The organism is Candidatus Competibacter phosphatis, assembly GCF_012939995.1.
Lineage (GTDB): Bacteria > Pseudomonadota > Gammaproteobacteria > Competibacterales > Competibacteraceae > Competibacter > Competibacter phosphatis.
Window position 1 is genome coordinate 74,212 of record NZ_SPMZ01000004.1, and the last position, 20,947, is coordinate 95,158.

Consider the following 20,947-nt stretch of genomic DNA (forward strand, 5'->3'; position numbering starts at 1 on the left):
ACCGGCGTGTACTTATTGCTGGGCTTTCGCGATTTCGAGGATTTTTGAGTATCCCTGCGGAAAACCGATGTTGACCTCTCCCATCGCGGGATGATCCATCTCGATGACCACGTAGACCACGACCGCAATCAGAGCTGCCAGCAGAGACATCATGATGATGTGCGCCCAGACGTTCTCGGTTCCGAACAGGAAGGTGAAACTGGTGGTAATGATGGCTCCAACCACCACTCCGATCCAGATGGCACTCGGTAATTCTTCATGCATGGCCTGATAGCGGAGATTGCGATATTTTGACAACTCATTCAGATTTATAAGAATCTGGGCATAGAGGATCTCCTCGTGTCTGCTGTCGGGAATAATACCGTCGATCAGACCAAGCAACTGATTCATGGCTGATAATGAGTCGCCAGGCAATTGTTCGGAACGCGCTGGATCTTGCTCTTCAACAGCCTGACTGGCGTACTTTAACAGTCCATTCCTCATTGCATCAGATGCTATTTTGTCTGGATAGGTTGCGACATTCTTATACAGGAGTATGACGCTACTACTCTCATTTTCGACATTTGCCTTGGCATCATTAAATTGCTCCCACACGACGATAACCACAAACGCCAACAGTACGCCATAAGTGACGCCTAAGGTCGCAAAAACAAAACCTGCCACATCATTATGAATTTGTCTGATTTTAACTGGTATGAAGTGGTGAACCGTGAGAAACCCCACAATAGAAAAGGACACCGCAATGACCACCAATAACGAGACGGCCATCCATTGGGGTAACATGAGCAGTTGAGCGGAAAGCGACATGGTATCTCCAGCAAAAAACGAATTTGAATTGTTACCCTCCTTTAAATCCGGAGGCTTACGATCCGTAAACCGCTCAAAGCGGTTCATACTCGGTATCGATTGAACAAGGCAACCACGATCGATTCGAGTTTAGCTGATACCACGGGATATTTTGATAGCATTGAGACATCAATTTAGGCACATGATCGAGCATCGGATATTTTTCGCTATCCCGTGCTCCCCACTCCGCCTCATACATGTCGTGTTTCTGGAGAATCGCTCAGCATGCGTGCCAACTCAACATGGATGAGATTCGGGCGGGCAACGAATGCACCCTCGCGGTCGACGCCGGAGGTAACCGCAAGCCGTGGCGGTTGATGGACACCGATCAACGACGATGGCCTCAACTTGAATCAAGAGTTGGGCGATGCTGATCAAACCGGGCTGAGCTTCACCCCGAGAGGCGATCGACTTTGAAAAACAGACCAGCCCGGTCAGCTAACCGCCATCCGATCATGGGTCGGTCAGCTTGCGCCGCGCAAAACGGCAACTCCGTTCAGTTTGCCGTCAGCAGGTCGCCGGGCGTCGGCGGTAACCGTGGCATGGTCTGCTGCGGGAAGGGACCATCCAGCGCCCCCAAGAACGCAACGATGTCCTGCACTTCGTTCTTAGTCAGCTCCTTGTTGAGCTGGGTCTTGGCCATCACTCGTATCGCTTCATCCAGACTCTGCACCGCACCGTTGTGGAAGTAGGGCGCGGTGTAGGTCAGGTTCCGCAGCGTCGGCACCCGCCACAGGTGCTTGTCGGCATCCTGCTGAGTAACGGTGTGGCGTCCCAAATCCTCGGTCAGCTTATATTGGGTCTCGTAGACGCTACCGGGAAAAATCGGAAATTTCATGAAAAAGCCTTGCCCCATCGGCAAGTTGGCCGAACCATTAAAGGTAGGACCGGAATGGCAGGCAGTGCAACCGGTTTTAGCGAAGGTGTCCATGCCCCGCACTTGCTGTTCGGTCATGGCCTTTTTGTCACCCTTGACGTAGCGATCATAGGCGCTATCCGGCGTGATCAGGGTACGCTCGTAGGCGGCGATGGCCTTGGCGGCGTTGTCCATGGTCACGGTATCGCCCTGGCCGAACGCCGCCGTAAAGTACGGCTTGTACCCCGGAATCGCCTGGATGCGGGCAATGGTGGCGTCCAGATTCGCCATGCCCATTTCTATGGGGTTGGTCGGCGGTCCCTTGGCCTGTTCTTCAAGCGAAGGCGCGCGACCGTCCCAGAACTGCGCGGAAAGGAACGCCGAGTTCCACACCGTTGGCGCGTTGCGTCCACCCACTTGGCCGTGGACACCGATCGACGTGGGGCGGTGGTCGTCGCCACCCTCCATCACATTGTGACAGGAAAAACAGGATACCGTGCCGGTCGACGAAAAACGCGTGTCAAAATAAAGCATCTTGCCAAGCGCCACCTTGGCTTCGGTGGTCGGATTGTCGGCGGGCTCAGGCGCTTTTTCCGGCAGGGCCTGCCATTGACCTTCGACGGCGAATACCACGCCAGCCAGCGCTGTCATGCCAAGTAATCCGAAAACAAACCGTTTCTTCATGATTCAATTTACCTCTATTATTTTGTGGGATTCGGATCCTAGCACGCCAACCTTAAACGATGATTAATACCGCTGTGCCCAACTCGTCGCTGGTTGGTCATCGGTGGGAATGCCTCGCGGGTTCGGTGGGTGGTCTAAGATGTAGAGAGCTCGTCGTGTCGTCCGTCCCGTCTTCATGTTGTGCCCTTTGGAGGTCCCCTGGCATGTGTCTCGCCATTCCCGCGCAGGTCATTGAGTTGGTCGACATCGAGCACGCCATGGTGGACATGGGCGGCGTGCGCAAGACGATTTCCACCGCGCTGGTGGACGACCTGCAAATCGGCGATTACGTCATCGTCCACGTCGGCTATGCCCTCAACCGCCTGGACCCGGAAGAAGCGGCGGAAACCCTGCGGCTGATCGCCGAATTCTCGGAGGTGGCCGGCCATGAAATATCTGGATGAGTTTCGCGACGGCCGGCTGGCGCAAGGTCTGGCCGCCCGCATCCAGCGGGAGATCGAGCCCGACCGACGGTATGCGCTGATGGAATTCTGCGGCGGCCACACTCACGCTATCTGCCGCCATGGCATCGAGGACCTGTTGCCGGCCGAAGTGCGACTGATTCACGGTCCCGGCTGTCCGGTGTGCGTGCTGCCAAGCGGACGATTACAGGCCGCAATCGATCTAGTGGAACGCGAGCGAGTGATTCTATGCAGCTACGGCGACCTGCTGCGCGTTCCCGGCGCCCAGGGCGACACCCTGCTCAAGGCCAAGGCGCGCGGCGCGGATGTGCGGATGGTGTACTCGGTCAGCGATGCGCTGGAGATCGCCCGCGCCCATCCCGACCGACCGGTGGTGTTCTTCGCCATCGGCTTCGAGACCACCACGCCACCCACTGCTGTCGTCCTCCGGCAAGCCCGGCGTGAGAAGTTGGGCAACTTCAGCGTGTATTGCAATCACGTTCTCACCCCGCCTGCGCTGCGGGCGCTGCTGGCAACCGACCTTCCTCCACCTTTTCAAGCAGCGGCGACTCGCGGCACCGGATTGGTTGACGGCTTCATCGGCCCCGCCCACGTCAGCACCATCATCGGCACGCGCGCCTATGAGTTCGTCGCCACTGAATACCGCCGGCCGCTGGTCATCGCCGGCTTTGAACCGCTGGACGTGTTGCAATCGATTCTGATGCTGGTGCGCCAGATCAACGCCGGCGAGGCTCGGGTGGAAAACGAATACACCCGCGCGGTCGGCCCCGAAGGTAACCGCAAGGCGCAACAATGGATGGATGAAGTGTTCGAGGTCCACCCGAGCTTCGAATGGCGCGGCTTGGGCGAACTACCGAACAGCGCCCTGGCCATCCGGCCGGCGTTCGCCGACTGGGATGCCGAGCGCCGCTTCGCCGTGCCCACGATTAAGGCCAGCGATCACAAGGCCTGCGCCTGTGGTGAGGTGTTGCGTGGCATCAAACGCCCGGAAGAGTGCAAAGTATTCGCCAGCGCCTGCACCCCCGATCATCCACTGGGTTCCTGCATGGTCTCGGCCGAAGGCGCCTGTGCGGCGCATTATCACTATGGGCGATTCCGGCAGGCGGTGACCGCGTGAGCCCCCGGCGAGAAACCTACGCCCGCAAGCTCGATCTTACGCGGGGTTGTGTCGAAATCGGTCACGGCGGCGGCGGCCGGACGATGGCCCAGTTGATCGAGGAACTGTTCCTGGCCGCCTTCGACAACGATTGGCTGCGCGCCCAGGATGACTGCGCCCGCTTGACCGTGCCGACCGGTCGGCTGGTGATGGCCACCGACAGCCATGTGGTATCGCCGCTATTCTTCCCTGGCGGCGATATCGGTTGCCTCTCGGTGCATGGCACGCTCAACGACGTGGCAATGGCCGGCGCGCGGCCGCTGTATCTGGCCGCTGGCTTCATCCTGGAGGAAGGCTTCCCACTGGCCGATCTGCAACGCATCGTGACATCGATGGCGCGAGCGGCGCAGGCAGCGGAGGTCCCCATCGTCACCGGTGATACCAAGGTGGTGGAGCGCGGCAAGGGCGATGGGGTATTCATCACCACCACCGGCGTCGGCGTGATTCCGGCAGGCGTGGACATCTCCGCCAACCGGGCGCAACCGGGCGACGCGGTGCTGCTCAGCGGCTCCTTGGGCGAGCACGGCATGGCGGTGCTGGCGCAACGGGAAAACCTGAGCTTCGACACATCCATCGAGTCCGATACCGCCGCCTTGCACGGATTGGTGGCGGCGATGGTGGCGGCGGTGCCGGACATTCACTGCCTGCGCGATCCCACTCGCGGCGGCCTGAGCAGCGCCCTGAACGAAATCGCCCGCCAGTCCGCAGTCGGCATGCGGCTACGCGAGGCGGCGATTCCGGTCAAGGAACCGGTGCGAGCACTGTGCGAGTTTCTGGGGCTAGACCCGCTTTACGTCGCCAACGAGGGCAAGCTGCTGGCGATCTGCCCGGTGGAAGTGGCGGAGACCTTGCTGGCGGCGATGCGCGCCCATCCGCTGGGCCGGGAAGCGGCTCTGATCGGCGAGGTGGTGGCGGACCCGCACGGCTTCGTGGAAATGGAGACGGTGTTTGGCGGACACCGGCTGGTGGATTGGTTGAGCGGGGAACAGTTGCCGAGGATTTGTTGAGATCGCGCCGCGCTAATCCGCCTTCTCCACCTTCACCACCTTGATCATGTTGGTGCCGCCGGACACCCCGACCGGCACCCCGGCGGTAAACACCACCGTCTCGCCTTCCCGCACCATGCCCTTGTTGAGCAAAAACTCGGTGGCGGAACTCAACAAATCATCCACCGACTGCACGGCGCCCAGTTGCAACGGTTCCACCCCCCATACCAGCGCCAACTTGCGCAAGGTCGCCGGCTTCGGGCTGAAGGCGATCAACGGCATCAACGGCCGAAACTTGGTCAGGCCCAACACGCTCGCCCCGCTGTTGGTGAAACTCACCAGATAGTGGGCGCGAACTTTGTCGGCCAGATCGATGGTGGCGAAGTGAACGGCATCCTCGACCGGCGGGCAGGCATCGGACAGCAGCGATTCCTGGGCCACCACATTCTTGCGCACCAGCGTCTTGAACACTTCGCTGGTCTCGACGGTCAGCGCGATGTTCTTCATCATTCGCACCGCTTCGACCGGATACTGGCCGGCGGCGGTTTCCGCCGACAGCATCACTGCGTCGGTTCCATCGAGGATGGCGTTGGCCACGTCGTTCGCCTCGGCCCGAGTTGGACGCGGGTTGCCGATCATCGATTCCAGCATCTGGGTGGCGGTGATCACCGGCTTGCCGGCCAGGTTGCATTTATGAATGAGGGTCTTTTTGCATGATCGGCACGTCCTGCGGCGAGGTTTCCACCCCCAGATCGCCGCGCGCCACCATGATCGCGTCGGCCACCGCGATGATGCCGTCGATGTGCCGGAATGCCTCCGGTTTCTCGATCTTGGCGATGATCGGCAATTTGCGGCCATGCACGGTCAACATCAGATCGATCAGCTCCTTGACGTCGGCGGCCTCGCGCACGAAGGACAACGCCACATAATCCAGGCCATGGTCGTAGGCGAACTGCAAATCGCGTCGATCCTTTTCCGTGATCGCGGAAATCTTCAGCTTGATGTTGGGCAGATTGACGCCCTTGCGCGGCTTGAGGCGACCACCGTTGATCACATGGGTGAAAATCTCGCGCCCCTCGATCCGCTCGACCACGAACTCGAACAAGCCGTCGTCGATCAGAATCCGATCACCGGCGCTGACCTCCTCGTGCAGGCTGCGGTGATCGATGGCCACCTTCTTGACGCCGTCGTGCACACCGCCGATCAGCTCATCGGTGCTCAGCACCAGCGTCTCTCCGGCGCCCACTTCGAGGAATTCTCCGTCCAGTTGACCGAGACGAATCTTGGGACCTTGCAGATCCTGAAAGATGGCGACGTGCCGGTTCAGTTTTTGCGCGGCCTCCCGCACCCGCCGCACGGCCGTCTCATGATCTTCCAGCGAACCGTGCGAGAAATTCAGCCGAATCACATCCGCGCCTTCCCGCAGCAGTTGCTCGATCGTTTCCGGATCGCGGGAATTCGGTCCCAGCGTCGCCACAATCTTGGTGAATTTCATGATCTTCGACATACTCGCCGCGCCCCTTGCTGAAAGAGTGGATAAAAACAAAAAACAATCAACTGGTTATTTTTCTGGTCGGGTTCGCGAAGTGTAAAGGAGGCCACCGGCCGCTCAAAGCGGTTTGCGCGGTCGACCAGCCGTTTCGGGGTATAGGCGGCAAGTTGCGTCCGGCGGTCTACACTCACTCCATCCCTATGGAACCCACATGAGGTTAAGCAATGGTTGAGGTCTTCACTCGTATCCTGCGCATCGAACTGCCCGACTCGCTGCAATGCGATGAATCCGGGAAGAATCCGGCGTTTTCCATCGCTTTCGTTGCCGATGGTCCGGTCCCCTTCCCGCAGATTATTCTGCATACGCCCGAGGGACAACGTCTGATCGCGGGCAAGGCGCTGGAAGAAACGGTGATCGAAGGCGATTACCAGTATGCCGCCAGTATCCCCGCCGGATTGCTATGGCCCAACACTTTCACCGTACAGGCGGAAGGTTGTCGCAAGGCCGACATCCAGCAGGCCGGCGGCGGCGATTGGATCAAGGAGTTCCGCCAGTTGCGGATCGCGCCGAACGCCAAGGCCAAGCCGGTCATCCGGGTGGCGACCGGACCGGGCGATGCGCCGGTCAAGCTGTACTTCGGCATTCACAAGCATATGCATCAACCCTATTACAACGCCACCGACCGCATGTACTGGGATGGCGAAAAGGACTCGATCTTCGGGGCGCGCGGCGGTCCCTACACCCATTTCATCCCGAACGCCGTGCGCCAGTACGTCGGCGGCGGGCTGCCTCATGCCGGGCTGTCCACCAGTTGGAGCGGCTCGCTGATCGAGCAATTGGACCGCTGCGCCGCCGATGGCCTGTGCGGCGGGCGGTTCGGCGGCTGGAACAACGAATTGCGCGCCGTGGCTCAGGAACAGACCGAGCTGGGTCACCCGCGCGTGGATTTCTCGGCATTTGGCTTCTTTCATCCGCTGATGGCGCTGACTCCGGCCCGTAATATCGTCAAGCAGGTCGAATGGCACCGCAACATTATCCGTTCCGCGTTCGGCATCGAAGCGTCCAGCGTGATGTTTCCGCCGGAAACCGCTTTCCATGTACGGATGATTCCGGCACTGAACCAGGCTGGCATCAGAGCGGTGATTTACGATTCCATCCACCGTTTCCGGGCCTGCCGGGACTATCCCTACGCCGGGATCAACGAAGGCATGTTGCCGCCCAACCCCGCCGAGCAGGTCAATCCGCCGGTCAACGACTGGCTGCAATTACGGAACATCTGGGCGGGATCGAAAATTTCCCCGAGCCTGCTCAAGCCGGAGTATGTGCAATACGAAGACCCGGAAGGTCAGGTTCACAAGATCATCGCGGTGCCGGCCGAGCGCTACATCGGCAACGAGGATGCCCGCGGCGGTTTCGGGGCGTTGCAATACCCCGACGTACTCGGGCAGGTCTACAACCAGATCGTCGAGACCGGCTCCTTCGATCCGAAGCATCCGCCGTTTTTCCTGCTGCACTCCGACGGCGACAACCACGGCGGCGGCGCCGACAGCTATTACAACCACAACACCGGAGAAATGGTGCGGTGGTTACAGGGCGATCCGCGTTTCGAGCTGACCACGACGCACGATTATCTCGACCGTTTCCCGCCCGATCCAGCTCAGGCGGTGCATATCGAACCGGGTTCCTGGGCCGGTGCCGACAACGGCGATCCGCAATTCATGAAGTGGTTCAGCCGCTACGACCAGCCCTATTCGCCCGACCTGAATTCCTGGGCGGTGCTGACCGCGTTCCAGAATGTGGTTCATGCGCTGGAGGACGCCGTTCCCGGCAAGCCGTGGCTGGATGACATCAGCCGGCTGATGCTGACCGCCGAGACCAGTTGCTACTGGTACTGGACCGGGCAACACGTCTGGGATCAGCAGGTCACCAACGCCACCAACGCCGGTTACGCCATGGTCAAGAGCGAGGTGGATGCGCTGCTGTCCGCCGGTAAGGACCGCACCGGCCCCACTATCTTCGCGCCGTGGGTGACCCCGGAAAATCCGGGCGGCAAGCGCTGGGGGCAGGGTTGCCTGCTGGACGCGCCGCGCGAGGGAACGGTGCATACCTTTGTCCACGACATCGCCGGTCTGAAACGGGTGACGCTGGTGCTGCGCGCCGCCACGGGCGAAACCCGCCTAGCGATGACCGACAACGGCCCATATCCGTCGCAAACCGGCGCGGTCATCGTCGCCAATTACTACACCGCCAAGTTACCGGTCGGCGCTGGTGACGTGCGCTATTACATCGAGGCCGAGGACGGCAAGGGCAACGTTTCGCGCGGGGCGCTAGAGCGAGTGTATTTGGCTTGATTTCGTGAGAGGCCGGAACCCGGGAAACCGGGTTCCGGTGGCAAAACTCAAGGAGCTCCATTCCATCGGCATGAATCGACCACGAAGGCATTGTTCCGTCCCGCCAAACCCATCGCGCCGGGTGAATATTTCCGAGGAAATCGCTAAGCTATTTTATGATATCCGCTTCTGATCGCACGCCGCTAACGACATCGTAGAACTCTGCCGCGTGCTGGCTCGAACCCGATAACCGCCCGTGTCCGGGGCTCGCTCTCCGCCCAGCCTTTGCCATGCGATCGGACGCGGATCGATATTGCTTCGGACAATCAACCAATCTTTTTTTCGGGGGGTTTTGCATGTTACCACGCACCGTCGCAACCCAAACTCCGCACGCCATCAGCCACCCCAAACCTCGGGTGCAGTCGAGCAAAATCAGCCCCAGCCAATACGTGTTGAACTATCACAGCCTGCTGATCAACGACCCGCAACAAAAGCTGGCCACATCGGTCAACATCACGCGCTACCAAAACGGGACCCGCGCCGAGTGCGAAACCGAGCGAAACAGCCTCATCTCCGCCGTGACCAAAATCCTCGGGGCCAAGCATTTGCATTCGACCTTCCGCTTTCCCCAAGACGATGTCATCGACTCCACGAAACCCTTTTATAAAGTGGGCATCAAGCGTGCCTACCAAGGCAAAGGCTCGCCCAGCGAGATCGCCGATGTGATTCGTCTGGCGTGGCGGTGCGGGCGCATCGGCAAGGGCAAGGCTTTTTCGACCATCGACCAGTACGCCAAACAGTTTCTAGGCTTGGACTGCAACGGGCTGGTCGGCAACTACCACGCGTCTCGCCGGGGATATCCATCGAGGTGTGGGGCTCGGGCGAACCCGGCAAGCTGCTGTCGTGGAGCACGAAGAGACAGCTCGGGACGGGTTGGGGTCAGGCCGAATTGGCGACGACGCCCTACGTACCGCTCGAACCCCGGCGGTCCCTCGCCGAGATTTGCGATGGCGACGTGCTGATCACCGCCACTCCCGACAACCCTCACAAACACATCGCCCTGGTGGAAGGGATTACGGCTCTCGGCACGGATCGCGTCACCTGGACCATCGTCGAATGGGGCGAGGGCGGCAACGTCGACAAACACATCAAAGCGCCGACCACGGTCAAGCTGGAACAAGGTAAGAACAAAAAATTTGGCCTGGGTTTTTCCCACAAAGGTAATTTTCGCTATCTATTCGCCAATCCGAACACCCCTTGGGAACCGGCGAAGTGGGGTCGCTGCGGCTGTCTCGAAATCTGAGGCCGCGCGCCGCCAAGTCAAAGGTCCGCAACACCCACGCGAGCTGATCGCCCTGCCGCATTCGAGCGGCTCTCGGTGATTGCAACGCCAAGTGGCTGGCTAGCGTACCGCTGCCAGCCACTCCAGCCTGACATCCAGAACCCAGACGGTTTTCGGCTCGACGTACCCGCGCATTCCCGGAGTGGGTATCGTGCTACCATGCCAGCCACGACATCCTGGGGGTCACCGGCGTGATCCTGTCCGCCAGACTCCCTTTGACGACGAACATGCGAGGGAAAAGTGTCCGCTTTCGGGAGTAAAACGACCATGAAAACCCGCGTTACCTGGCTGGAAGACATGACTTACGTGGCCCAATCGCCCAGCGGCCACGCCGTGGTGCTGGACGGCCCCCCGGAACTGGGTGGTCATAACCTCGGACCGCGCCCGATGGAAATGCTGCTGATGGGCATGGGTGGATGCACCGCGATCGACGCGGTCAACATCCTGCGCAAGGCCCGACAGGATCTGCGCGGCTGCGAGGTGCAGATCGAAGCCGAACGAGCCACCGAGGACCCCAAGGTATTCACCCAGATTCACGTTCACTTCATCCTGACTGGCATCAACCTCAGCACCAAACACATCGAACGCGCCATTCACCTGTCAGCGGAAAAATACTGCTCGGCCTCGATCATGCTGGGCAAAACCGCCCGAATGACCCACACCTTCGAAATCCGCGAAGCCTGAACACGCTCGCCGCAAATCCCTAATCCTGTCATCGAAGCTTGTTATACTCGCGCGCTTTCTTCCGTGGAGCGCGCCGGCGCGCGAGTCGGCGGGTTTGGCTTTTCCGCTTTTGGGGAGAGGAATTGCGATGACTCCGAAGCCAGTGCCCAGACTGCAATTGCAGGGGTTCAACAACCTCACCAAGACGCTCAGCTTCAATATATACGATGTCTGCCACACCTCGACGCCGGAACAGCAGGAACGCTACATCGCCTACATCGACGAAGCGTACAACGCTGAGCGTCTGACCCAGATTCTATGCGATGTATCCAGGATCATCGGCGCCAACATTCTGAACATCGCCCGACAGGATTACGACCCGAAGGCGCCAGCGTGACCATGCTGATTTCCGAGGAGCCGATCGAATCCGACCAACTATCCAATACCGAATCGCCTGGCCCACTGCCGGAAGCGGTGGTCTGCCATCTGGATAAGAGCCACATCACGGTCCACACCTATCCGGAAAGTCACCCCGACAACGGCATCAGCACCTTCCGGGCCGATATCGACGTATCGACCTGCGGCCGCATCTCCCCGCTCAAGGCCCTGAACTATCTGATCCACAGTTTCGAGTCCGACATCGTCACCATCGACTATCGGGTACGGGGCTTTACTCGCGATGTGGCCGGCAAGAAACATTTCATCGACCATCAGATCAACTCGATTCAGAACTACCTCTCCAAGGACACCCGGGAGCGGTATCAGATGATCGACGTGAACGTCTATCAGGAACATATCTTCCACACCAAGATGATCCTGAAAGACTTCGAGTTGAATAATTACCTGTTCAGCGTGGACAAACAGGATGTGCCCCCGCGCGAGCAGGCGGAAATCGAGCGGCGCCTGCGGCGGGAAATGGCGGAAATCTTCTACGGCGAAAACTTGCGCAAGGGCTTGCGGATTTAGCGAGACTCTTCGCGGCGTGCCTAGACCCAATAAGTGGTTTGGGTCATCACCTTGGACATGCCTCGCATCAGCGCACGCACGGGCAGCGGCAAGCGGGCGCCGCCAGCCGCCAGGGCATCGGCGGCGTGGCGGGCCTCGTCTTCCCGCATCTGCTCCAGAATGGCCTGGCTGGGCCGATCCTCGGTCGGCAGGCGCTCCAGATGCGCATTCAAATGCTGGACCACCTGCTGCTCGGTCTCGGCGACGAACCCCAGACTCCAGCGATCTCCGGCCTTGCCGGCCAGCGCCCCGATGGTAAAGGCACCGGCGTAGAATAATGAGTTGAGCACGCTGGGGTGGCTGCCCAATTCCTTCAACCGCGCCTCGCACCAGGCCAGATGGTCGTTTTCCTCGGCGGAGGCCTGCTCCATGCGATCACGCACCGCCTCCAGCCGCGCGGTCAGCGCCTGTCCCTGATAGAGCGCCTGAGCACAAACCTCGCCGGTATGGTTGACCCGCATCAGCCGTCCGGCCCGCTTGCGCGCCTCGGGCGGCAGCTCGGCGGGTGGCACGGCGACGGCCGGGTTGGCGCGACCGGTTGTGGCCGGCTGGCCAACCACGGTGCGGAGCGCCTGATCCAGAGTGACGAGCAAGGCATCAACGGGGGTATAGTAACGAGTCGTCATGGTTTTAAGCTCAGGTTCGGATCTGAAGAGGAATTGAAGTGTCGTATTATCGCTACCATGTCTTTTTTTTGCACCAACCTGCGACCGGACGGATCGCAGTGCTGCCAGCAGTGCGGCGCCCAGGAAGCCCGCGACTACGTCAAGCAGCGCGTCAAGCAGCTTGGCTCGGCCATTCCCGACAAGGTCCGCATCAACAGCGCCGGCTGCCTGGACCGCTGCACCGAAGGGCCGGTTCTGGTCGTTTACCCGGAGGCAACCTGGTACAGCTATGTGGATCGCGCCGATCTCGATGAGATCATCGAGCAGCATCTGATCAACGGCCGGGTGGTGGAACGATTGCGCATCTAGCGATTGCTTGGCATTTTTTTGTCGTCTCCATATAGCAGCGGGGGTTGTAGGACGAATACCGCTTGCATACAATGTGCGACTTTCCAAGCGAACACGGATTTTTCGGAGCACGTCACAATGAAAACTTTCAGCGCCAAACCGGCCGAGGTCAAGCGCGACTGGTACGTGATCGACGCCACGGACAAGGTTCTGGGCCGGTTGTCGACCGAAATCGCCCGCCGCTTGCGCGGCAAGCATAAGCCCGAGTTTACCCCGCATGTCGATACCGGCGACTACATTATCGTGGTCAATGCCGAAAAAGTGCGGACGACCGGCCGGAAGCGAACCGATAAGATCTATTATCGGACCACCGGTTACGTCGGCAACATCAAATCCATCTCCATGGACAAACTGTTGCAGAAAACCCCGGAGCGCGTCATCGAAATCGCCGTCAAGGGGATGTTGCCCAAAAACCCGCTGGGGCGAGCGATGTTCCGCAAATTAAAGGTGTACGCGGGCGCCGAACACCAGCACACCGCCCAGCAACCCAAACCCCTGGAACTGGTTGGGTAACCTTCAGCTGGCGCATTCACTAATGGAAAGGCAAGAATGAGCGAAAATCAGCACTACGGCACCGGCCGGCGCAAGACCGCCACGGCGCGGGTTTTCCTGCGGCCCGGCAGCGGCAACATCGTGGTCAACCAGCGCCCCCTGAATCAGTATTTCGGGCGCGAGACCTCCTGCATGGTGGCGTATCAGGCGTTGGAAGTCGCCGATCTGAAGGATAAATTCGATGTCTACGTGACCGTCAAGGGCGGCGGTATCACCGGACAGGCTGGCGCGATCCGTCACGGCATCACCCGGGCATTGATCGAATATGATGAGAGCCTGCGTACTTCACTGCGCAAAGCCGGCTTCGTCACCCGCGACGCCCGCGAGGTGGAGCGCAAGAAGGTCGGCCTGCGCAAGGCCCGCCGCGCCACTCAATACTCCAAGCGTTAAGCATCTTCTTGGGGGATCGTCTAGCGGCAGGACTACGGACTCTGACTCCGTCAACCTAGGTTCGAATCCTAGTCCCCCAGCCATCATCCACCCACCCGAGCATTTCAGGTGGGTTTTTTTATCGCCTAAACAAAAAAACAACAATTTGTTGCTGAAATAAAACAAAAAACTAAGTTTTGTGTTTTTTTTTGAAAAATATCAGTTGCATTTCTGCTTCAGAATGCGTATAAATTTCCTCAATGATTTGAGAGCACCTCTTTGTTGTGTACATACAACACAAACCTAGGAGTTTAGTCATGAAAAAAGTCTGCTATCGCGCTGGCCGTTGCCGCTGCACTGGTTGGCTCCTCTGCCTTCGCCGACACCACCTTGTACGGTTCCGCCCGGGTATCCGTCGAATATAACGATCTGGACACCGTCTACCTCGACGCAAGAGCCGCCGACGGTTCCTTGATCCCGTTGATCAAAGGCTACGACGCGTGGGATGTGGTCAATAATTCTTCCCGGTTGGGCGTGCGCGGCGAGGAAGACCTCGGTGGCGGCCTGAGCGCCATCTATCAGTATGAATTCGGGGTCGATGTGACCGAAGGCGGCAACTGGGAAAGCAACCGGCCGAAGTGGGTGGGTTTGAAAGGCGACAGTTGGGGTTCGGTCACCCTGGGCACCCAGTGGACCCCTTACTATAACGTGCTTGGTGTCGCTGATGTCTTTAACGACTCAAGCACTCCCTTTGGAACCTTCAAGGAAAAAACCGGTTACCTGGGCTACGTCTACGGCACCCGCATGGACAACAGCCTGGTGTACAGTTCGCCCAACTGGAGCGGCTTTGGCTTCCAGGCCATGCTGGTCATGAACGGCGATGTCGGTGCCACCGATCCGACCACTCCCTCTGAATTGCAAAAATGCAACGCCGATAATAAGTTGCCCTGCAACCTGTCCAGCAGCGTCGACATGTACCAGCTCAACGCCACCTACAAGAACGGTCCGTTCTTCGCGGGCGCGGCTTACATGGCGGTGGATGGTCGCAGCTTTGACAGCTACTACAATGACCCCCTCTTTACCGGTTTCAAGTACACCGCCCCCAACTGGGATGGTGATCAATGGGGTTTGGCCTTCGGCTATAATTCCGGTCCCTTCGCGGTCACTCTGAACTACGAAGACGGCGACCTCAATACCCTTTATTATGGCGGTGGCACAAACGTCTATGTGACCGGTGCCTATACCTTCGGTAACAATATCATCCGAGGTGCCTATGGTTATACCGACCCTGACAAGGGTGAGGTTGCGTACTACACGGACGGTGTCCGGACCGGCACCTACACGCAGGACACCATCAACACCTTTGTGTTGGGCTACCAGTATAACTTCAGCAAGCGGACCCGCGTGTGGGCTGAATACATCAATAGCGACGCCGATAGCGACCTGATCGGCTCCCAGCAATCGCTCTCCATCGGCACCCGGGTGGATTTCTGATCCGCACTGCTGGTTGAGTCTACGCAAAACGGACGCTCTCGGGCGTCCGTTTTCATTTTCCGGTTCTGAATAAATCCAATCCCTGTTGAATTTTCGTTGCGCCGACACCAATAAGTTGTATTTTTTTATAAAAAATGAGTTGCGTTTTTACCGCAATCATTATATAAATAACCCGAAAAGCGGCTTTAAGATTGCTTTCCAATCAATCTATTACCTTGATTGGAAAGCAAATTTTAAAACTTAGATCAATTTTTGATAATCAGGGAATCACGCCATGAAAAAAATCCATTCTTGCCTTGGCTGTTGCTAGCGCTCTTACCATTCCGGTTGCGGCACAGGCCGATACCATCCTGTACGGCTCGGCACGGGTGTCGGTGGATTACAACGACGAGACCCTAGATTCCGTGGACATCGATGGCACCTGGGATGTTGTCAACAACTCCTCGCGCCTCGGCGTGGTGGGCTCCGAAGATTTGGGTGGCGGTCTGAGCGCCGTTTATCGCTACGAATTCGGCGTCGACGTAACCGAAGGCGGCAACTGGGAAAGCAACCGGCCCAAATATGTCGGGCTCAAGGGCGGTTTCGGTACCCTGACTCTCGGTACCCAGGACACTCCCTATTACAACGTCGCTGGCATTACCGATATTTTCAATAGCGGCAAAACCTTCCTCTATCCGCAGTGGCTCGGGGGCGGATTCTCGCTCAGCGGCAATCGTAGCCAAGCGGATGGCGATCTGGTTCGGCTGTCGAACAGCGTCTATTATTCCACGCCTGATTTCAATGGCTTCAGCGGTGAAGCAATGCTAGTCATGGATGGCCCCAGCTCAAACATATCGAATAATGTCGATATCTGGAACCTAGCCGCCAAATACAGCAACGGGCCGTTCTTCGCCGGTGTTAGCTACATCAAGTTGGAAGGCAAGAGCAATGTCCCTCTCAATCCCGACACCCTTCCTGGTGTTACCTTCGATCTTGACCTGTCCAACTGGGTTCTGGGCTTGGGCTACAACTCGGGGCCGTTCAGCGTGGGCTTCATCTACGAGCAGGGCAGTCTTTACTCCCTCAACCTATTCACCGGGATTAAAAATGCAGCGGGAACTCAATTCTTTCCCGGTGACGACGCCACCAACTGGTATTTGACCGGTCAGTATGTCTTCGGTAACAACACCGTGCGCGCCGCCTACGGCCAATTGGACACCGGTGTCGACGGCGACGACAAAATTGACAATTACGTGGTGGGCTACCAGTACAACTTCAGCAAACGGACCTCGGTCTGGGCTGAATACATCGGTCGCAGCGCCAGCCTTTACAACGTACCGGGCGATTCCTCGACAGGGTTGTTCATGGGTGACCAGAATGCCGTCTCGATCGGCACCCGGGTGGACTTCTAATACATAGCCTGGGAAAACAGGCGTAAGGGCGGCGGGCGCTCTGCCGAAAGGTAGCGCCCGTTTTTATTCCCCACAAATCTTGTTCAAAGCCGCATCGTTCGCACTCCGTCCACCGTACCCAGCAGCAACACATCAGCCGGTCGAAGCGCGAACAAGCCCACCGCGACGATACCCGCGATATTGTTCAGTTCCGCCTCCAGCTTGGCCGGTTCCAGGATTTGCAAGTTATAAACGTCGAGGATCAGATTACCGTTGTCGGTGACGAAGTTCTCCCGCAACACCGGTTGTCCGCCCCGATTCAACAGGGCGCGCCCGACATGGCTGCGCGCCATCGGAATCACCTCGACCGGCAACGGAAATGCTCCCAGCACGTCCACCAGCTTGGACTGATCGGCGATGCACACGAATCGCTCGCTGGCGGCTGCCACAATCTTCTCGCGGGTCAGCGCCCCGCCGCCACCTTTGATAAGCTGCAATTGGCGGTTGGCTTCGTCGGCGCCGTCCACATACAACGGCAAGGGTCCGGCGGCGTTCAGATCCAACACTGGGATCTTGCAGGCCTTCAGCCTTTGCGTAGTCGCCTCGGAACTCGACACCGCACCTTCGATGCGGTGCTTGATGCGTGCCAAGGCCTCAATAAAATAGTTGACCGTCGAACCGGTGCCGACACCCACGACCGTATCGTCCTCGACGTACTCCAACGCCGCTTCGGCGGCACGTTTTTTCATCTCGTCGCCAGACATGCGATTTTTCCCCTATCCGTCATCTCACACCATCATGCACGACTACATCAAAAAAAATCCTCGCCGCCCGCGTCTACGACGTCGCCATCGAATCACCACTCGATGTCATGAGTCGCTTATCGCAGCGATTGAATAACCGGGTGCTGCTGAAGCGCGAAGATCTGCAACCGGTGTTTTCCTTCAAACTGCGCGGTGCTTACAACAAGATCGTCAACCTGCCGCGCGAAGTCCTGGACAAAGGCATCATCTGCGCCTCGGCCGGCAACCACGCTCAAGGAGTGGCCCTGGCCGCCCAGCGGCTCGGGGTCAAGGCCACTGTGGTCATGCCTCGCACCACACCCGCCATTAAAGTGCAAGCGGTACGCGATCGCGGCGGCAAAACCGTACTGTTCGGTGATACCTACGACGAAGCCTATCAACATGCCCGTCAATTGGAAACGGACAAGGGTTTAGCCTTCATCCATCCCTACGACGACCCGGACGTGATTGCCGGCCAGGGCACCATCGGCATGGAAATCCTGCGCCAGCACCCTGATCCGATCGACGCGATCTTCATCGCGGTCGGTGGCGGAGGCCTCATCACCGGCGTGGCCACCTACGTCAAGTTTCTACGGCCCGAGATCAAAATCATCGGCGTGGAACCGGACGATGCCGCTTCGATGCACGAAGCGCTCAAGCAAGGCAAACGGGTCCTGCTCGACCAGGTTGGGATTTTCGCCGACGGCGTGGCGGTACGGCAGGTGGGCGAGGAAACCTTCCGCCTAGCTCAGGAGCTGGTGGACGATACCATCGTCGTTTCCACCGACGAAATCTGCGCCGCTACCAAGGATATCTTCGACGACACCCGCTCCATCGCCGAGCCGGCCGGCGCGCTGGGCACGGCTGGGCTCAAGAAATACGTGGCACGCACCGGCATCGCCGGGGCCAACCTCATCGCCATCAACTGCGGCGCCAACATCAACTTCGACCGACTGCGCCATGTCGCCGAGCGGGCCGAATTGGGTGAGCGACGCGAGGCGCTGCTGGCGGTCACCATCCCGGAACAACCCGGCAGCTTTCGTAAGTTCTGCCAAGTCATCGGCAAGCGTTCCATCACCGAATTCAACTACCGCTACGCCGACGACCGGCAGGCGCGAGTATTTGCCGGCGTGCAACTCACCGAGGGCCAGGACGAGAAGCAGCGGATCATCGATGCCCTGAGCGAGCAGGGTTATCCGGTCACCGACATGAGCGATAACGAGATGGCCAAGTTGCATGTGCGCTACATGGTCGGTGGCCACGCGCCGGGTATCCGCGACGAATTGCTCTACCGCTTCCAGTTTCCCGAGCGACCGGGCGCGCTGCTGAAGTTTCTGACCGGCATGGCACACGGCTGGAATATCAGCCTGTTCCACTACCGCAACCATGGTTCCGACCACGGCCGGGTGCTGGTTGGCATCCAGGTCCCGGAAGCCGATCGGCCCAAGTTCCAAACCTTTATCCGCGAGCTCGGCTACCCCTTTCACGAGGAAACCGACAATCCCGCCTACCGGCTGTTTCTGGACGGGCATGCTTAGGTCGACGGCTGGGTTTCCAGGGTCAGAACGAACGCCCACTGCACCGCAGTCACCGGTAGCACCGACAGGCGATTACCTCGGCGTAGCAGGGGAAAATCGCCAAGAACCTCTCGATGGCGTTTTAGCTCGGCCAACGCAATCGCACGGCGCAAGCGGCGGACCAGCCGCACATCCACCCGATACCAGCGAGGACGGTCCGGTGTACTGGCGGAATCGTGGTAGGGGCTAGCGGGATCGAAGGCGGTTTCATCCGGATAGCCTGCCCGTACTACTTCGACGATCCCGACGATGGCGGGATTTGTCGTGCCGGAATGATAAAAAAAACGCCTGATCACCCAAATGCAAACCATCCCGCAGGAAATTACGCGCCTGATAGTTACGCACCCCTTCCCAAGGGGTCATTTGGTTCGGTGCATTTTCCAGATCGGTGATACCGAACGCTCGCGGCTCGGACTTCAACAGCCAATAGCTCATGCCTGTCCTTCAGCATTGGAAAACTGGTAAAGCGCCCGCTCGGTCACCACGGCATCCAGCGGCACATCCCACGGCTGCCGGATCAGTTCGGCAACCGCTTGGAACTCATAGCCCAACCCCAACAGGTAGGGCCTCCGGCCCATTTCGTTCGCGCCGCGCGGAAAAGCGAAGCTGCGGTCGTAGAAACCACCACCCATGCCGAGGCGGGTACCGGTCGAATCGAACGCCACCAGCGGCACCAGGACCAGATCCAGATCCTCGGCTTGCAAGCATTCCATCGAAGCAACTTCGGGTTCGGGGATATCGAATCGGTTGCGGCGCAGCGGCGCACCAGCCTGGTAGGGCGCGAACCGGAGCGAGCGCGGCGGTTCACCGACCAGCACCGGCAGAAAAACCTGTCGGCCTTCGGTCCAGGCCCGTTCCAACACTGGCCTTGGGTCCAACTCGCCGTCGCAAGCCCAGTAACCGGCAATCCGAACAGCGCCGGCCAACGGCCAGAACTCCAGATGACGAGCGACGGCCAGCGCGGCCTGTTGGCGCGTGGCGAGGGACAAACCGCGCCGCAAGGCGCGAAGTTGTCGACGTAGCGATTGCGAGTCGATCATCACGGATTGCGAGACATAAAAAAAACGACGCGTCATGCGTCGCTGGGCTGAGGAGGGGGCGTTCTCCGCCTGTGCCGTCTCGGGCCTTTGCCCTTGAACCATGCGGCTCAAGTGGGGGAACAGAGCGGCATATCAGGCTTTCCGCGACACGGCGGACATGCACACCACACCGACGACCGTGCTCCCTGGGTAAAAATATCTAGGATCAAGGGGTTACCCGGCCCACTACTCGAACACCGCAGAGAACGCCCGAACTGAAATAGAGTTTCCTTGGTCGGGATTATAACTCTTCTGACTCAGCTTTGCTAAGCACAGCGTCAACTTTATGTAATAAATCGCCCACCTGACGGTCGACCAGCGTATTCGCTTCGGCCGACAAACGCCGCTGCCGCAGCAACTCGTTGCTGACATTGAGCGCAGCCATCACCGCAACCGCTTCCAAGCTCAGCAGCTTGCTGGTGTGATCGCGCACTTCCCGCATCTGTTCGTCGAGATAGCGGGCCGCTTCCAACAAATCGTCGCGCTCGGCGGGCCGGCAAGCAAAGCGATACTCACAACCCATCAGATGCACGGCGACACTCACGGTTTCCTGGCTCAAGAGGTTTGCTCCAAACCTTTCAGGCGCACGATCATGGCCTCGATACGAGAACGTGACTGTTCGTTCTGCTCGCGCAGGGCGCTACCTTCCGCCTGTAATGCCTGATTCTGCTCGCGCAAGAAGCGGTTATCTTCCTGCAAACGCTCGCACAACGCAGCCAACCGCTCCAGCCGTTCGGCAAGGATGGCAAGACCGGTCGCGGCGGTTTCAGGGATGTTTTCCAGTTCGCCCACCTCGGCGGGCGCCGCAGTTTCGTACAGTTCGTCGGTTTCCATATAAACACTATAAATCGCTCTTTCCGATCGGGTCAATTTTCCGCCCGCTTTCGAGG

The 20,947-nt window shown here is 59.0% G+C and carries 21 protein-coding genes, 1 tRNA gene, 1 other RNA gene and 3 pseudogenes; 15 read left to right on the forward strand and 11 right to left on the reverse strand.

Features of this window, described 5'->3' with window-relative positions; all coding sequences use genetic code 11:
* Window positions 1–12 precede the first annotated feature (12 nt).
* Window positions 13–894 carry a bestrophin-like domain gene (locus E4P82_RS01240; protein WP_169247202.1) on the reverse strand — a complete coding sequence of 294 codons (882 nt, stop codon included), beginning with the start codon at window positions 892–894 and terminating at the stop codon, window positions 13–15.
* 448 nt (window positions 895–1,342) lie between these two features.
* On the reverse strand, window positions 1,343–2,386 hold the full coding sequence (locus E4P82_RS01245; RefSeq protein ID WP_169247203.1) for a cytochrome-c peroxidase: 1,044 nt from the start codon (window positions 2,384–2,386) through the stop codon (window positions 1,343–1,345).
* Window positions 2,387–2,589: 203 nt separating this feature from the next.
* Here E4P82_RS01245 and E4P82_RS01250 point away from each other — a divergent pair, with 203 nt between their 5' ends.
* From E4P82_RS01250 to hypE, 3 genes are read left to right on the forward strand one after another with little or no spacing between them, the layout of a single operon-like run.
* The gene (locus E4P82_RS01250) at window positions 2,590–2,829 is read left to right on the forward strand and encodes a HypC/HybG/HupF family hydrogenase formation chaperone (RefSeq protein WP_169247204.1); all 240 of its coding nucleotides are present in this window, start codon (window positions 2,590–2,592) and stop codon (window positions 2,827–2,829) included.
* A complete protein-coding gene (gene hypD, locus E4P82_RS01255; RefSeq protein WP_169247205.1) occupies window positions 2,813–3,964 on the forward strand; it encodes a hydrogenase formation protein HypD in 1,152 nt (383 codons plus the stop codon). The genes E4P82_RS01250 and hypD overlap by 17 nt, the downstream gene beginning before the upstream one ends.
* The gene (hypE, locus tag E4P82_RS01260) at window positions 3,961–5,010 is read left to right on the forward strand and encodes a hydrogenase expression/formation protein HypE (protein WP_169247206.1); all 1,050 of its coding nucleotides are present in this window, start codon (window positions 3,961–3,963) and stop codon (window positions 5,008–5,010) included. The genes hypD and hypE overlap by 4 nt, the downstream gene beginning before the upstream one ends.
* Before the next feature lie 12 nt (window positions 5,011–5,022).
* Here the strand turns inward: hypE and E4P82_RS21645 are convergent, their stop codons facing one another.
* Both E4P82_RS21645 and pyk read right to left on the reverse strand, forming a co-directional pair.
* Window positions 5,023–5,658 (reverse strand): pyruvate kinase, encoded by a 636-nt coding sequence (locus E4P82_RS21645; RefSeq protein ID WP_312913754.1) that lies wholly within the window; start codon window positions 5,656–5,658, stop codon window positions 5,023–5,025.
* Between the two features lie 22 nt (window positions 5,659–5,680).
* A complete protein-coding gene (gene pyk / locus E4P82_RS21650; RefSeq protein ID WP_246327284.1) occupies window positions 5,681–6,496 on the reverse strand; it encodes a pyruvate kinase in 816 nt (271 codons plus the stop codon).
* Window positions 6,497–6,705: 209 nt separating this feature from the next.
* Between pyk and E4P82_RS01270 the strand changes: the two genes are divergently transcribed.
* The 5 genes and pseudogenes from E4P82_RS01270 to speD all read left to right on the forward strand — a co-directional run bounded on the left by E4P82_RS01270 (window position 6,706) and on the right by speD (window position 11,782).
* Window positions 6,706–8,832 (forward strand): polysaccharide deacetylase family protein, encoded by a 2,127-nt coding sequence (locus tag E4P82_RS01270; protein ID WP_169247207.1) that lies wholly within the window; start codon window positions 6,706–6,708, stop codon window positions 8,830–8,832.
* Window positions 8,833–9,167: 335 nt separating this feature from the next.
* Complete coding sequence (locus E4P82_RS01275; RefSeq protein ID WP_169247208.1) at window positions 9,168–9,833, forward strand: hypothetical protein; 666 nt, start codon at window positions 9,168–9,170, stop codon at window positions 9,831–9,833.
* Window positions 9,827–10,114, forward strand: a complete 288-nt coding sequence (locus tag E4P82_RS01280; RefSeq protein WP_169247209.1) for a hypothetical protein — start codon at window positions 9,827–9,829, stop codon at window positions 10,112–10,114. Before E4P82_RS01275 ends, E4P82_RS01280 begins: the two co-directional genes overlap by 7 nt.
* A 306-nt stretch (window positions 10,115–10,420) precedes the next feature.
* Window positions 10,421–10,837, forward strand: a complete 417-nt coding sequence (locus E4P82_RS01285) for an OsmC family protein (RefSeq protein WP_169247210.1) — start codon at window positions 10,421–10,423, stop codon at window positions 10,835–10,837.
* 127 nt (window positions 10,838–10,964) lie between these two features.
* Window positions 10,965–11,782, forward strand: a pseudogene (speD, locus tag E4P82_RS01290) (adenosylmethionine decarboxylase).
* A gap of 20 nt (window positions 11,783–11,802) precedes the next feature.
* On the opposite strand, the gene coq7 reads toward speD, so the two are convergent.
* Complete coding sequence (gene coq7, locus E4P82_RS01295; RefSeq protein ID WP_169247211.1) at window positions 11,803–12,447, reverse strand: 2-polyprenyl-3-methyl-6-methoxy-1,4-benzoquinone monooxygenase; 645 nt, start codon at window positions 12,445–12,447, stop codon at window positions 11,803–11,805.
* Between the two features lie 38 nt (window positions 12,448–12,485).
* On the opposite strand from coq7, the pseudogene E4P82_RS01300 reads away from it, so the two are divergent.
* The 6 genes and pseudogenes from E4P82_RS01300 to E4P82_RS01325 all read left to right on the forward strand — a co-directional run bounded on the left by E4P82_RS01300 (window position 12,486) and on the right by E4P82_RS01325 (window position 16,640).
* A pseudogene (locus E4P82_RS01300) lies at window positions 12,486–12,795 on the forward strand ((2Fe-2S) ferredoxin domain-containing protein).
* Between the two features lie 117 nt (window positions 12,796–12,912).
* Window positions 12,913–13,347 (forward strand): 50S ribosomal protein L13, encoded by a 435-nt coding sequence (gene rplM, locus E4P82_RS01305; protein ID WP_169247212.1) that lies wholly within the window; start codon window positions 12,913–12,915, stop codon window positions 13,345–13,347.
* Between the two features lie 36 nt (window positions 13,348–13,383).
* Window positions 13,384–13,776 carry a 30S ribosomal protein S9 gene (rpsI, locus tag E4P82_RS01310; protein WP_169247213.1) on the forward strand — a complete coding sequence of 131 codons (393 nt, stop codon included), beginning with the start codon at window positions 13,384–13,386 and terminating at the stop codon, window positions 13,774–13,776.
* 9 nt (window positions 13,777–13,785) lie between these two features.
* Window positions 13,786–13,859, forward strand: a tRNA-Gln gene (locus tag E4P82_RS01315).
* A 235-nt stretch (window positions 13,860–14,094) separates the two neighbouring features.
* Window positions 14,095–15,249 (forward strand): porin, encoded by a 1,155-nt coding sequence (locus E4P82_RS01320; protein ID WP_211202989.1) that lies wholly within the window; start codon window positions 14,095–14,097, stop codon window positions 15,247–15,249.
* 296 nt (window positions 15,250–15,545) lie between these two features.
* Window positions 15,546–16,640, forward strand: a complete 1,095-nt coding sequence (locus E4P82_RS01325; protein WP_169247214.1) for a porin — start codon at window positions 15,546–15,548, stop codon at window positions 16,638–16,640.
* A gap of 83 nt (window positions 16,641–16,723) precedes the next feature.
* Here E4P82_RS01325 and rpiA read toward each other — a convergent pair whose 3' ends face one another.
* A complete protein-coding gene (gene rpiA, locus E4P82_RS01330; RefSeq protein WP_169247215.1) occupies window positions 16,724–17,383 on the reverse strand; it encodes a ribose-5-phosphate isomerase RpiA in 660 nt (219 codons plus the stop codon).
* Between the two features lie 14 nt (window positions 17,384–17,397).
* Here rpiA and ilvA point away from each other — a divergent pair, with 14 nt between their 5' ends.
* The gene (gene ilvA, locus E4P82_RS01335; RefSeq protein WP_169247237.1) at window positions 17,398–18,939 is read left to right on the forward strand and encodes a threonine ammonia-lyase, biosynthetic; all 1,542 of its coding nucleotides are present in this window, start codon (window positions 17,398–17,400) and stop codon (window positions 18,937–18,939) included.
* A gap of 80 nt (window positions 18,940–19,019) precedes the next feature.
* Here the strand turns inward: ilvA and E4P82_RS01340 are convergent.
* The 5 genes and pseudogenes from E4P82_RS01340 to E4P82_RS01360 form a co-directional block, all read right to left on the reverse strand.
* Window positions 19,020–19,413, reverse strand: a pseudogene (locus E4P82_RS01340) (EVE domain-containing protein); the annotation flags it as partial.
* Window positions 19,410–20,054: a 5-formyltetrahydrofolate cyclo-ligase gene (locus E4P82_RS01345; RefSeq protein ID WP_246327286.1), complete on the reverse strand. Its 645-nt coding sequence runs from the start codon at window positions 20,052–20,054 to the stop codon at window positions 19,410–19,412. The gene E4P82_RS01345 and the pseudogene E4P82_RS01340, both read right to left, overlap by 4 nt.
* Before the next feature lie 22 nt (window positions 20,055–20,076).
* Window positions 20,077–20,266, reverse strand: a non-coding RNA gene (gene ssrS / locus E4P82_RS01350) — 6S RNA.
* Between the two features lie 32 nt (window positions 20,267–20,298).
* Complete coding sequence (locus E4P82_RS01355) at window positions 20,299–20,616, reverse strand: cell division protein ZapA (protein WP_246327287.1); 318 nt, start codon at window positions 20,614–20,616, stop codon at window positions 20,299–20,301.
* Window positions 20,613–20,891: a TIGR02449 family protein gene (locus E4P82_RS01360; RefSeq protein WP_169247216.1), complete on the reverse strand. Its 279-nt coding sequence runs from the start codon at window positions 20,889–20,891 to the stop codon at window positions 20,613–20,615. Before E4P82_RS01360 ends, E4P82_RS01355 begins: the two co-directional genes overlap by 4 nt.
* Window positions 20,892–20,947: the final 56 nt, after the last annotated feature.

Excerpts from the sequence above, each read along its gene's own strand:
- E4P82_RS01285 (WP_169247210.1), top strand. The coding sequence starts at position 10,421 with ATGAAAACCCGCGTTACCTGGCTGGAAGACATGACTTACGTGGCCCAA.
- rplM (WP_169247212.1), top strand. The coding sequence starts at position 12,913 with ATGAAAACTTTCAGCGCCAAACCGGCCGAGGTCAAGCGCGACTGGTAC.
- pyk (WP_246327284.1), bottom strand. The coding sequence starts at position 6,496 with ATGTCGAAGATCATGAAATTCACCAAGATTGTGGCGACGCTGGGACCG.
- E4P82_RS01275 (WP_169247208.1), top strand. The coding sequence starts at position 9,168 with ATGTTACCACGCACCGTCGCAACCCAAACTCCGCACGCCATCAGCCAC.
- E4P82_RS01240 (WP_169247202.1), bottom strand. The coding sequence starts at position 894 with ATGAACCGCTTTGAGCGGTTTACGGATCGTAAGCCTCCGGATTTAAAG.
- rpiA (WP_169247215.1), bottom strand. The coding sequence starts at position 17,383 with ATGTCTGGCGACGAGATGAAAAAACGTGCCGCCGAAGCGGCGTTGGAG.
- rpsI (WP_169247213.1), top strand. The coding sequence starts at position 13,384 with ATGAGCGAAAATCAGCACTACGGCACCGGCCGGCGCAAGACCGCCACG.
- E4P82_RS01270 (WP_169247207.1), top strand. The coding sequence starts at position 6,706 with ATGGTTGAGGTCTTCACTCGTATCCTGCGCATCGAACTGCCCGACTCG.
- E4P82_RS01245 (WP_169247203.1), bottom strand. The coding sequence starts at position 2,386 with ATGAAGAAACGGTTTGTTTTCGGATTACTTGGCATGACAGCGCTGGCT.
- coq7 (WP_169247211.1), bottom strand. The coding sequence starts at position 12,447 with ATGACGACTCGTTACTATACCCCCGTTGATGCCTTGCTCGTCACTCTG.
- E4P82_RS01345 (WP_246327286.1), bottom strand. The coding sequence starts at position 20,054 with ATGACGCGTCGTTTTTTTTATGTCTCGCAATCCGTGATGATCGACTCG.
- hypD (WP_169247205.1), top strand. The coding sequence starts at position 2,813 with ATGAAATATCTGGATGAGTTTCGCGACGGCCGGCTGGCGCAAGGTCTG.
- E4P82_RS01360 (WP_169247216.1), bottom strand. The coding sequence starts at position 20,891 with ATGGAAACCGACGAACTGTACGAAACTGCGGCGCCCGCCGAGGTGGGC.
- E4P82_RS01250 (WP_169247204.1), top strand. The coding sequence starts at position 2,590 with ATGTGTCTCGCCATTCCCGCGCAGGTCATTGAGTTGGTCGACATCGAG.